This window comes from Bradyrhizobium sp. BWC-3-1, assembly GCF_032917965.1.
Classification (GTDB): Bacteria; Pseudomonadota; Alphaproteobacteria; order Rhizobiales; family Xanthobacteraceae; genus Bradyrhizobium; species Bradyrhizobium canariense_D.
Window position 1 is genome coordinate 5,468,886 of sequence record NZ_CP136625.1, and the last position, 11,796, is coordinate 5,480,681.

The window sequence follows — 11,796 nt, forward strand, 5'->3', positions numbered from 1 at the left end:
ATCCAATGCCCGAGCTTACCCGGACGAAGGCGCCGACTCCATGGCGTGATCATACGACAGTTCCAGTCCATCCAAATTGCCCTCCTGGCGCCACTTGTCCAGCAGCCGCAGGAATGCCACCGGCCCGCGCCAATACTGGCTGTTTCTCGCCGCGATCGGATCGAACACGCCTTCATTGTTGTAATAGCCGGGCGTGCATTCGGCGAGATAGGTCTGGCGGCCGAGCGCAGCTTTGACCACCTCCTCGACCCAGGCGTTCTCGGCATCGAGCGTCGGCTCCAGCGTCCGGGCTTTGCGCTTGCGCGCCTCGGCTATCACATAGGCGATGTGCTGCGACTGCTCGTCGATGATGTGCGGGAAGTTGGCGCTCTGGCCGGCCTGCACCATGACGATCAGGAAGCAATTCGGGAAGCCGCGACTGTAGAAGCCGTGCAGCGTCTTGACGCCATCGCGCCAGCGCGCCGACAGGCTCACGCCGTCACGGCCGTAGACCTCAAAGCCCATGCGGCGGGCGTAGTCGGTGCCGACCTCGAAGCCGCTGGCATAGATCAGGCAGTCGAGCTCATAAGCCCTGCCGTCGACCACGACCGCGTTCTCGGTGATGCGCTCGACGCCCTGTCCCCTGGTGTCGACGAGATGCACGTTGGGACGATTGAAGGTGTCGAGATATTCGTCGTGGAAACACGGCCGTTTGCAGAATGCCTTGTACCAGGGTTTCAACGCCGAAGCCGTCGCCTCATCCTTGACGATCGCATCGACGCGCGCTCGGATCTCTTCCATCTTGCGATAATCGGCCTGCTCGATGACCTTGAGCGCCTCCTCGATCGAAGTCACCGGCTGCGGCTGGCGGCGCGGCGCCAGCAGGATCTCGCCGAGCAGGCCGGTCCAGCCGTCCTGCACCAGATCCTGTTCGAATGGCTCGCCCGAGATCACGGCGGTGAAATTGTCCATGCGTTCGCGCTGCCAGCCGGGCCTGAGCCCCTGCGCCCAGCTCTGATCCGTCGGGCGGTCGTCGCGCACGCCGATCGCCGACGGCGTACGCTGGAAGACGTAGAGCTCCTTGGCCGAGCGGCCGAGATGCGGCACACATTGCACGGCGGTGGCCCCGGTGCCGATGATACCGACGCGTTTGTCGCCAAGACCACTAAGATCACCTTCGGCCGTGCCGCCGGTGTAGGCGTAATCCCAGCGGCTGGTGTGGAAGCTGTGTCCCTTGAAGCTTTCGATACCGGGAATGCCCGGCAGCTTCGGACGGCTCAGCGGGCCGCCAGCAAGGATGACGAAGCGCGCGCGGATGCAATCACCGCGATCTGTCTCGACCAGCCAGCGTGCCTCCTGCTCCCGCCATTCCATGTGGGTGATGACGGTCTGAAACAGCGCGCGCTCATAGAGGCCGAAATGACGGCCGATGCGGCGCGAATGCTCGTAGATCTCGGGGGCTCGCGCATATTTGCGCACCGGCATGTAGCCGGTCTCTTCCAGCAACGGCAGGTAGATGTAGCTCTCGGTATCGCAGGCCGCGCCAGGGTAGCGATTCCAGTACCAGGTGCCGCCGAAATCGGCTGCCTTTTCCACGACCCGGAAATCATCGATGCCAGCTTCGCGCAGTCGCGCGCCGCACAGAAGGCCGCCGAAGCCGCCGCCGACGATCAGCACCTCGGTCTGTTCGCTGACAGCCTCGCGCGCAAATCTGGAATTGGCCCAGGGATCGTCGAGATAGCGTCCGAACTCGCCGGTCACCTCGACATATTGCGCCTTGCCTTCGGCGCGCAGGCGGCGATCGCGCTCGTCGCGATAGCGCGCACGGAGTGCGGCAATGTCGATTGTAGATTCGCCGGCTGCACCGGTCTTGTGTCTTTCCGCTGTCATCCGTTTCCTCCCCCGGCGGACACTGCTTCGCCGGCAGCTCGCATCACTTAGCCCTGAAAAAGTGACGCATGCAATCGCGTCTCTCGCTTTTTGCGTGAACGTCGCGTGGCGTTCCGCTAACCTCAAGCGCACATCACAAGCGTACGTCATGCAGCGACATGGCGGTCCGGAGGAGACGATGCAGGGATTGATGATGGATATGCCGCTCCTGATCAGCGGCCTGATCCAGTATGCCGCCGACTATCACGGCGAGGCTGAGGTCGTCGCTCGCGAGATCGAAGGCGACATCCATCGCTATACCTATGCCGACGCCCATCCGCGCATCAAGCGCATGGCGTTGGCGCTCGAGAGGCTCGGCATGATGTCCGGTGACCGCGTCGGCACGCTGGCCTGGAATACGCACCGGCATTTCGAGATGTTCTACGCCGCGCCGGGCATGGGATATGTGCTGCACACCATCAACCCGCGGCTGTTTCCCGAACAACTCGTCTACATCGTCAATCATGCCGAGGACCGGCTGCTGTTCATCGACCGTGCCACGCTGCCGATCGTGGAGGCGATCGCGCCGCAGCTCACATCGATCGAAGCCTATGTCGTGATGTGCTCGCGCGAGCGGATGCCGCAGACCAAGCTTGCCAACGTGCATTGCTACGAGGAGCTGCTGGAGAACGAGAACGACGCCGGCTTCGCCTGGCCGGAGTTCGACGAAAAATCGGCGTCCACCATCTGCTACACCTCCGGCACGACGGGCAATCCGAAGGGCGTGATCTATTCGCACCGCGCCGCGATCCTGCAGACCATGGTCTCCTGCAATTTCGACTTCCTGCCCGGGCACCTGGAAGGCGTGCGCGAGGTGATGATGCCGATGGCGCCGCTGTTCCACGGTAACGGCTGGAACATGCCGTTCACCGCGCCCTATACCGGCTCGAAGCTGGTGCTGCCCGGCCGCAATTACGAGCCCGACAAGCTTTATGAACTGCTCGAAGGCGAGAAGGTGACGCTGTCGGCGGGCGTACCGAGCTTCTGGCTGATCCTGCTCGACTGGCTCGGGCGCACCGGCAACAGGTTCTCGACACTTCGTGCAACATTGTCGTCGGGCTCGGCGCCGCCGCGCGCTATGGTCGAGAAGCTCAAGCGCGAATATGACATCGACTACGTCCAGGCCTGGGGCATGACTGAAGCCTTGGGCTGCTCGATGCCGGGCTTGCGGCCTGGCTCCGAGCATCTCGACGACAAGGAGAAGTTCGAGCGCCGCCAGGTGTCCGGCCGCGCCTGTTTCGGCACCGCCTTGCGCATCGTCGACGACGGCGGCAACGAGCTGCCGCGTGACGGCAAGAGCGTCGGCCATCTGCGCGCGCGGGGACCGTGGGTTGCGTCCGGCTACATGAAACTCGACGAAGGCCTCGACCGCGACGGCTGGCTGATCACCGGCGACATGGCCGTAATCGACCCCCAGGGCCACGTCACGCTGACCGACCGCTCCAAGGACGTGATCAAGTCCGGCGGCGAATGGATCTCCTCGATCCAACTCGAGGACGTGGCCTTGTCTCACCCCGATGTGCTGCAAGCCGCCGTGGTCGCGATCAACCATGAGAAATGGCAGGAGCGGCCGCTGCTCCTCGTCGTCCGCAAAAAGGGCGCGACCGTCGACGGCAAGACGTTGCTCGACCACATGCGTCCGAAGATCGCGAGCTGGTGGATGCCCGACGCCGTTGAGTTCATGGACGAGTTCCCGATGACCGGCACCGGCAAGGTGCTCAAATCAGCGTTGCGCGAGAAATTTAAAGGGTATCGCGTCGCCTGAGCCGATTGCGCCCGGCCTGTCCATCGACCAAGGAGACAAAGATGCTCTACCCGATGTCGCCCAAAGTCGTCGAGCTCAAGCGCAGGCTCGACAGTTTCATGGACCGGCACATCTATCCGAACGAGGAACGCTTTTATCGCGAGGCGGAGGAGCTGGGGCCTTGGAAGGTCTATCCGGTCGTCGAGGAGCTGAAGCCGCTGGCACGTGCCGAAGGCCTCTGGAATCTGTTCCTGCCGGACTCCAGCCACGGTGCCGGCTTGACCAATCTCGAATATGCCCCGCTCTGCGAGGTCATGGGCCGCTCGCATCTCGCACCCGAAGTCTTCAACTGTTCGGCGCCCGACACGGGCAACATGGAGGTGCTGGAGCGCTATGGCACGAAGGAGGACAAGGAGCGCTGGCTGAAGCCGCTCCTCGCAGGCGAAATCCGCTCCTGCTTCGCCATGACCGAGCCTGCCGTCGCCTCATCCGATGCGACCAACATCGAAAGCTCGATCGTTCGCGAGGGCGACCATTACGTCATCAACGGCCGCAAATGGTATACCACCAACGCGACCGACCCGCGCTGCAAGATCTGCATCTTCATGGGCAAGACCGATCCCGACAATGCGGACCGCCACAAGCAGCAATCCATGATCCTGGTGCCGATGGACACAGCGGGCGTCGAGGTCAAGCGTGCCCTGCCCGTGTTCGGCTTCTACGGCGTGCCCGACCGTGCCTCCGAGGTCGTCTTCACCAACGTGCGTGTCCCCAAGGAGAACATGCTGCTGGGCGAAGGCCGCGGTTTCGAGATCGCGCAGGGCCGCCTCGGCCCCGGCCGCATCCACCATTGCATGCGGCTGATCGGGCTTTCCGAACGCACGCTGGAGAAGATGTGCCGGAGGGTGCGCAGCCGCGTCGCCTTTGGCAAGCCGGTTTCCGAGCAGACGGTGACGCAGGAGCGCATCGCAGAGGCCCGCATCATGATCGAGCAGGCCCGGCTGCTGACGCTCAACGCTGCATACGCGATGGACACCGTCGGCAACAAGGTGGCGACAGCGGAGATCGCGATGATCAAGGTCGCCGTGCCCAACATGGCCTGCCAGATCATCGACTGGGCGATCCAGGCCCACGGCGGCGGCGGCACGTCGAACGATTTCGGATTAACCCAGGCCTATGCGACCGCGCGCTTGCTGCGGCTTGCGGATGGGCCGGACGAGGTGCACAGGAACCAGATTGCGCGGTTCGAGCTGAAGAAATATTCGAATGCGTAGGACGAAGCATTCCGCTCGTGCGGCTCGCTCTCTTTCCTTCTCCCCTTGCGGGAGAAGGTGGCGCGAAGCGCCGGATGAGGGGTCTGCTTCCGCGGAGACAAACCCCTCACCCCAGTGAGTCTGCATCAACCAGCGGAGCTGCCCTCTCCCGCAAGGGGCGAGGGCACGCTGACACGCAGCCCGATTACAACCAGCGCCGTGGCGCCCTCACTCAATTCACCACGTACACATCGGGATCGAAGCTGGAGCTCGGCTTCTTGAAGGCGTTGCGCAAGGCGCCCGACATCGGGACGTTGTAGTTGAGGCCGTTCGGCGGAGTCGGCGATTCCAGCCACTTCTTGTAGAGGACCTCGATCTCCTGGCTGGCGTACAGCTCCGCAGTCGCGCGATCGGCGAGCGCCTTGAATGGAGCGTCCTCTCGCCGCAACATGATCCCGTAAGGCTCGGGCTTCGAGAACGTCTCCTCACTGATCATGAAGAGCTGTGGTTCCTTCGAGCGCGCGATCGCCACCGCGAGCTGCACGTCGTCGAGCGCGTAGGCCTGGGCGCGATCGGTTTCCAGCAGCAGGAAGGCTTCGGCCTGGTCCTTGGCCGGCATCACATTGATGCCCAGATTGCGCTCGGTGTTGACCTTGGCGAGCTGTGTCAGGTTGACCGAGCCGGCCACCGCCGTCACCGCTCTGCCCTTGAGATCGTCGATGGTGTTGATCTTTGCGGCTTTCTTGGCCGCAAATCGCGTTGCGCTGAGGAAGTGCGTGTTGGTGAAGGCGACCTGCTTCTGGCGATCGGCATTGTTGGTGGTCGCCGAGCAATGCAGGTCGAGCGTCCCGTTGACCATTAGCGGAATCCGGTTCGACGACGTCACGGCGAGGGTGTCGACGGCGATGTCGGGCATACCGAGCTGCTTCTTCACGGCATCCACGATCCTGAGGCAGATATCCATGGCAAAGCCGACCGGCTTCTGGTTGCCGTCGAGATAGCTGAACGGGACCGAGGCCTCCTGGTAGCCCAGCGTGATCTTCTTGGTCTCTTTGACCTTCTGAAGCGTACCCGACAGGTCTTCGGCGGAGGCGGCAGTTGCAAGGCATGTGAGGGCCAGGACAACGGTGGGTAAACGCATCGGGAACTCCTCGAGGAGGCTTGCGCCCCCATGCCGGGCGCAGCAATCGCACCGTTGATAGCGCAGGCGCGCGGCAGCCGCCACACGAGCTTGCATCTATCAGGTATCGCGGCTTGCGATATGGTGGACCGGCCTTTTGTCCCCCTGGAGTCGGGGCGCTCAAGCGCCAGGATGGCTGTTACGCGTCGATGCCGCGCTGGACCAGGATCCGCTCGGCGCTGTCGTTCCAGACGTCCATCTTGGTGATCTGGCCATTCCGCACCACGAAGCGGTCGACATAGCGGTTGCCCTCGAACGCGGACCCATCCATCCATTCGCCGTAGAGCGTGCCGACGCTATAGACCACGGTCTCGCCGTCGCCGGGGCAGACGTCGAAACGGTCCATCTTCTTCTTGACCCAGCGGTAGCGCTTGGCGTTGAAAGCGGTCGGGCCGCGCGGATGATCGAACTCGCGCCCACCGGTAAAGGTGATCACCGTGCCCGGCGCCATATAGGCAGCCGCGGCGTCCGGATCGGGGATCATCGACGCCGTGAGATAGGCTTCCACGATCTCGGCGTCGGACGACGGACCGGCTTCGGCTTTTGCGGCAGCGGACATGGCTCATTCTCCAGGGCTTGCGGAATACTAACGCCGCTCTCGGGGAATACGTGCATATATTTTGAACATTTCCGTCGCTACACTGCCGACAATCTGGAGCCGCCAAACGCGGCCGAATGCACTAAATTCCTTCCGCAAGAGCCATGACCGCCCAATCCGCCTTTGACCTTATCTTTCGCAACGCCTTGCTGCGTGGTGCCGCCGACCCGATGGACATCGGCGTCACGCGCGGCCGGATCACCGCCATCGAACCGACGCTCGCTTGCGAGGCCGCCGAAGTCGATGTCGGCGGACGCCTCGCCCTGCCCGGCTTCGTCGACAGCCACATCCATCTCGACAAGGCCTGCCTGCTCGGCCGCTGCGGGCATGATCACGGCAGCGTCTCCGAAGCGATCCGCGCCGTCTCCGAGATGAAGAAGGGTTTCTCGGTCGAGGACGTCTACGCGCGCGGCGCCCGGGTACTCGAACGTGCTATCGTCCACGGCACCACGCGCATGCGAACCCACGTCGAGATCGATCCCCGCATCGGATTGCGCGGCTTCGAGGCGGTGAAGGCGCTGAAGCGTGACTATGCCTGGGCGATCGACCTGTCGCTCTGTGTCTTTCCGCAGGAAGGCCTCACCAACGATCCCGGCAGCGAGGAGCTTCTGATCCAGGCGCTGCGCGATGGTGGGGAGGTGATCGGCGGCTGCCCCTACACGGACACCGACCCGAACGCCCATCTCGCACGCATCTTCGACCTCGCCGAGGCGTTCGACCTGGACGTCGATCTCCATCTCGATTTCGATCTCGATCCCTCCTGGTGGCACCTCGACGAGGTCTGCCGGCAGACCGAGCGGCGCAACTATGGGGGGCGCGTGGCAATCGGCCACGCCACGAAACTCTCCGTACTGCCACCGGAGCGGCTGAGGGCCGCCACCGCGCAGCTGGCCAAGGCTGGCGTTGCCGTCACCGTGCTGCCGGCAACCGATCTGTACCTGATGGGGCGCGAAGCGACCCACAACGCGCCACGCGGGCTGACGCTCGCCCACAAGCTCGCCGCCGACGGCGTGCTGTGCTCGATCGCCACCAACAACGTGCTCAATCCCTTCACGCCGTTCGGCGATGCCTCACTGCTGCGAATGGCGAATTTCTACGCCAACGTCGCGCATGCCTCGGTGAACGACTTCGATACCTGCCTTGATCTCGTGACCGAGCTGCCGGCGCGGCTGATGAACCTTGGGGATTACGGCATCAAGGTCGGAAACCCCGCCGATCTCATCGTGCTCGATACGCAAGACAGCCGCTTCGCCGTCGCCGAGCTGCCGGATGTCGTAATGGGCTTCAAGAGCGGCCGGCAGACTTTTGCGCGGCAACGGCCCACTGTGTTCCGCCCCGGCTCCTGAGCCGCTCTGGACGCATATCTGCATTGAAGCGGGGCGAATTGCCGCGTTATTTCCGTTAGATGTTACCGTCGATCGCTCTCATATTCCGAATCCGGTAGAATACCGGATAGTCGATCCGCGCTGATTGCCGATAGCTGAGCGTATTGCCAGTCCCGCGGTGCCGTTCAAAGCAGAACCTGCACTGAAGTCTGCATTCAACGGGGAAGCATCGACATGTTCAGCGCATTCAGCAGCATCGACCATCGCGCCATTCGAGCGAGAACGCCCGGCGATGCCGCTATAAAACGGCTCGACGGCATCGGGCATGTCCTGTCAAACCTCGATCTGGCGAGCATCCGGACCCAAGATGACTTGACGCGCATGCTCCTGACGCTCGACACCGCCGACAAGTGCATTCGGGTGATCCGCGCGGAATTCCGGACCCAAGTCGCGAACGATCGGCTGGCCCGCAAGTCCGAAGACCTGATGGCGTTGATCGAACACGTCCGCGACGAGTTCACGGGCTGTTGCACCGTAAAATCCTGAGCAAGAGCCGCCCTATTTCTCGCGATTGATCTTCGCCAGGATTCGGTCCGCCTCGATGCGCCAGTCAGCGTTGCGAGCGAACTCCTTGGTACCCTTCGTTCCGAACAGGCCCTCGTCGGCGAGGTCCGCCACCCAGGCCTGCCGCTCGGCGGTGCCCTGCGCGGACCACGGCGTCAGCCCCGCTTCACGCACGGTCTCGGCGACCTCGCGTACTTCCTCGGCGCGGCGGCGGCCATGCTCGATCACACGCTGGAAGCAATAAGCACCCTGCTTCTCCCAATCGATCGTGGGAAAGGTTTCCGCCAGTGAAGCCAGCACCGCATCCTCGACGCCATGGGCGCGCGCGGTGGTGAAGCTTTCGATGACCATGGCCTCCAGCCCCTTGATCATGATGCTGCGACACATCTTCACCGCCGATGAAACACCGAGCTTGTCGCTCGCAACCTTGGCCGCAAAACCCATCGCGTTCAAAAGCGGCTCCAGCTCCCTGGCCCCGGGACCGCCGAGCAGCAGCGGCACCTTGATGCGATAAGGCGGCACCGACGTCATAACCGCGCCCTCGACATAACGTCCGGCGGCGCCATCAATCAGCGCGGCAGCGCGCTGCTTGGCGGCGGGAGACGCCGAATTGAAATCCAGGAACCAGGTGCCCTGATTGATCGCGGCCGCGCAGGCCTTTGCCACCGGCACGGCCTGGCTCGCGGTGACCGCGGAGATGATGAAATCGGACTTGGCGGTCAGCTCGGCGTGCGAGGCTGCGAGCCCCACACCGACTTTTTCAGCATGCTCGTGCAGCGAACCACCCTGCTCGCCCGCGAGCTTGATGTCAAAGGCTGTGACCTTGATGTCCTGCTGGCGCAAATCCTCGGCCAGAATCCTGCCGACCTCGCCATAACCGACCAGCCCGACCTGCCATCGCTTGGGATCGCCCGCCATCAGTTCAGTCCTCGCGTTGTTGCGTCGAACAGGTCCTCAACCGCATAGCGGCGCGGGATCAGCGCCTGCTGGAACGCGTAGTCGACGATCAACTCCAGCGACCTTCTGTTCGCTTCGATTCCGAACGGAACCAGGTCCGGCGTTGCCGCAGGCCCCGCCTGCGCCTTATTTTGCTTGAGGAGATCATAAATGCCCGAAACTACGTCAGGACGCGATTTCGCTAGCTGCTCGGTCACGACCACGAGATGGTTGACCGGCACGACGCCGCGGCGCGCGTACCATATGGCGGCTTCCGCGGCCGGATCGGGGAACAGCGGCCTCAGCTTGGGATCGTTCGAGGCCTCACCAAGGACGACGTCGAGCTCGCCGTCGAGCAGCATCTGAAGTATCTTCTTGTGCTTCGGCGCGCGCTCGGTGGTGTCGACATATTCGGCGACATGCGGGTCTTCGAACGTGACCCAGCGGATCTTGTCGAGGTTGACGCCGTAGTCGTTGGCGAGGATGCCCCTGATCCAGGCGCCGGTCGTAGTCGTGAACGAACGGATGCCGACGCGCTTGCCTTCGAGATCGGACGGCCCGAGGGTTCCCTGCGCAGGACTATAGAGCGCGTAGGAATGCTGGAAGCGGCCGAGCATTGTGGCAGGCAGCAGCACCAAGGGCTTGCCTTGCGCCTTTGCCATCAGATAGGTGACGATCGCCATCTCGCAGACGTCGAACGCTTGCTCGCGCACCATCGGTTTGAACGCAGTGTTGGTCGGCGTGTATTCGATGAAGTCGAGGTCGAAGCGGTTGGAGCGGAGCTCGCCGCTCTTCACCGCCTGGACATGGGGGTGACTGCCGAGCACGGCCTTCAGCTTGAGACGATCCATCGGCCCACTCCGCTGATTGTTTTAGACGTCCTCGGGATTGTCGACATAGACGAGCCCGGCCTTCGCCAAGGCCTCGCGCATGCTGTACATGTCGAGGCCCAGCTCGCCCGAAGCCAGCCGCTTGCGTTTGCCGCCTTCGTCCGCGTTGCGCTTCCTCGCCTTCTCGGCGACCTCGGCCGCGTAGCGCTTCGGCACCGCCACGACGCCGTCGTCATCGGCCACGATGATGTCGCCGGGATCGACGTTGACGCCGGCGCAGACCACGGGGACATTGACCGAGCCGAGCGTCGCCTTCACCGTGCCCTTGGCCGAGACCGCGCGCGACCACACCGGAAAGTTCATCTCGTGCAGTGCCCTGATGTCGCGGCAGCCGGCATCGATGATCAATCCCTGCACGCCGCGCGCCTGCAGCGAGGTTGCGAGCAGCTCGCCGAACATGCCGTCGGTGTTGTCGGTGGTGCAGCCCACGACGAGGATGTCGCCCTTCGTGCACTGCTCGACCGCGACATGGATCATCCAGTTGTCGCCGGGCTGCGCCAGCACGGTGACGGCGGGGCCGGCGATCGCCGCGCCGGCCCAGACCGGCCGCAGATACGGCTTCATCAGTCCGAGCCGATCATAGGCCTCGTGCACGGTCGAGACGCCGTACTCCGCCATCCCAGCGGGATCGGCACGCTTGATGTTGCGAACGACGACCGGCTTCATGCCAGCTCCTCCGCAACCGTCGGAAACAGCCGCTGATAGGCCTCGCCATAGGTCATGGACACGCCGGTGTTGCGGCTGCCCTGGATGCCGCGGTTGAGCGCGACGCGCTCGTAATATCCCCACAGGTGCTTCTGCGCGGCGAGGATCTGGAACGCCTCGTACTTCTCCTTCCAGACCTCGTCGATCTTGAGGAGCAGGTCCGGCTTGTAGTTGCATTGCTCCGGCTGGTGCGGCTCGAACAAAAACACCGGCGGGGCCGAATATTTGTACTGCGCGCCGGGCTTGTGGCCCATCGCCTGCGCGACCACGCGGGTTTCCTGCGCGAAATGCGCCGCGTTCGGATGGTCGAAATTATAGGGATCCTCCAGCGCGTGCGTCAGCACGAAGCGCGGATTGAGCTCGCGGTAGATGTCGACCATGCGGTCGAAATGGGCCTCGGCGAGCTTCAGCGGATAGTCGCCGCAATCGAAGAACTCGATCTCGGCGCCGAGCAGCTTGGCCGCCCGCTCCGCCTCGTCCTTGCGGCCGGCCTTGACCGATTCCAGCGTCGCACCCTTCTCCTTCCAGGCGAACTGGCTCTCGCCGCGCTCGCCGAAAGACAAGCAGACGATCTTCATGCGGTAGCCCTTCTTCGCATGCAGCGCGATGGCGCCGCCGGCGCGCCAGACGAAATCGCCCGGATGGGCCGTGATCACGAGACCTGTTTTCATGGGACAAACTCCCCTCTATCGT

At 63.5% G+C, this 11,796-nt stretch carries 11 protein-coding genes; 4 read left to right on the forward strand and 7 right to left on the reverse strand.

Features of this window, described 5'->3' with window-relative positions; genetic code table 11:
* Positions 1-15: 15 nt before the first annotated feature.
* Positions 16-1,869 carry an NAD(P)/FAD-dependent oxidoreductase gene (locus tag RX329_RS26720; protein WP_317244472.1) on the reverse strand — a complete coding sequence of 618 codons (1,854 nt, stop codon included), beginning with the start codon at positions 1,867-1,869 and terminating at the stop codon, positions 16-18.
* A 178-nt stretch (positions 1,870-2,047) separates the two neighbouring features.
* Between RX329_RS26720 and RX329_RS26725 the strand changes: the two genes are divergently transcribed.
* Both RX329_RS26725 and RX329_RS26730 read left to right on the forward strand, forming a co-directional pair.
* On the forward strand, positions 2,048-3,673 hold the full coding sequence (locus tag RX329_RS26725) for a long-chain fatty acid--CoA ligase (RefSeq protein WP_085353045.1): 1,626 nt from the start codon (positions 2,048-2,050) through the stop codon (positions 3,671-3,673).
* Positions 3,674-3,714: 41 nt separating this feature from the next.
* Complete coding sequence (locus RX329_RS26730) at positions 3,715-4,926, forward strand: acyl-CoA dehydrogenase family protein (RefSeq protein WP_085353044.1); 1,212 nt, start codon at positions 3,715-3,717, stop codon at positions 4,924-4,926.
* A 211-nt stretch (positions 4,927-5,137) separates the two neighbouring features.
* On the opposite strand, the gene RX329_RS26735 is transcribed toward RX329_RS26730, so the two are convergent.
* Positions 5,138-6,046 carry an amino acid ABC transporter substrate-binding protein gene (locus RX329_RS26735; RefSeq protein ID WP_085352769.1) on the reverse strand — a complete coding sequence of 303 codons (909 nt, stop codon included), beginning with the start codon at positions 6,044-6,046 and terminating at the stop codon, positions 5,138-5,140.
* A gap of 178 nt (positions 6,047-6,224) precedes the next feature.
* Positions 6,225-6,644 carry a nuclear transport factor 2 family protein gene (locus RX329_RS26740; RefSeq protein WP_018459291.1) on the reverse strand — a complete coding sequence of 140 codons (420 nt, stop codon included), beginning with the start codon at positions 6,642-6,644 and terminating at the stop codon, positions 6,225-6,227.
* Positions 6,645-6,787: 143 nt separating this feature from the next.
* Here RX329_RS26740 and RX329_RS26745 point away from each other — a divergent pair, with 143 nt between their 5' ends.
* Both RX329_RS26745 and RX329_RS26750 read left to right on the forward strand, forming a co-directional pair.
* Positions 6,788-8,029, forward strand: coding sequence for an amidohydrolase family protein (locus RX329_RS26745; protein WP_085352768.1), 1,242 nt, complete (start codon positions 6,788-6,790; stop codon positions 8,027-8,029).
* Positions 8,030-8,242: 213 nt separating this feature from the next.
* The gene (locus RX329_RS26750) at positions 8,243-8,554 is read left to right on the forward strand and encodes a hypothetical protein (RefSeq protein ID WP_085352767.1); all 312 of its coding nucleotides are present in this window, start codon (positions 8,243-8,245) and stop codon (positions 8,552-8,554) included.
* A gap of 12 nt (positions 8,555-8,566) precedes the next feature.
* On the opposite strand, the gene RX329_RS26755 is transcribed toward RX329_RS26750, so the two are convergent.
* From RX329_RS26755 to RX329_RS26770, 4 genes are read right to left on the reverse strand one after another with little or no spacing between them, the layout of a single operon-like run.
* Positions 8,567-9,490 (reverse strand): NAD(P)-dependent oxidoreductase, encoded by a 924-nt coding sequence (locus tag RX329_RS26755; RefSeq protein ID WP_085352766.1) that lies wholly within the window; start codon positions 9,488-9,490, stop codon positions 8,567-8,569.
* A complete protein-coding gene (locus RX329_RS26760) occupies positions 9,490-10,359 on the reverse strand; it encodes an ABC transporter substrate-binding protein (RefSeq protein ID WP_018459295.1) in 870 nt (289 codons plus the stop codon). The genes RX329_RS26755 and RX329_RS26760 overlap by 1 nt, the downstream gene beginning before the upstream one ends.
* Positions 10,360-10,380: 21 nt before the next feature.
* Positions 10,381-11,064: a 4-carboxy-4-hydroxy-2-oxoadipate aldolase/oxaloacetate decarboxylase gene (locus tag RX329_RS26765; protein ID WP_085352765.1), complete on the reverse strand. Its 684-nt coding sequence runs from the start codon at positions 11,062-11,064 to the stop codon at positions 10,381-10,383.
* Entirely contained in the window at positions 11,061-11,774 is a 714-nt protein-coding gene (locus tag RX329_RS26770; protein WP_018459297.1) for a PIG-L deacetylase family protein, read from the reverse strand. Before RX329_RS26770 ends, RX329_RS26765 begins: the two co-directional genes overlap by 4 nt.
* Between the last annotated feature and the right edge of the window lie 22 nt (positions 11,775-11,796).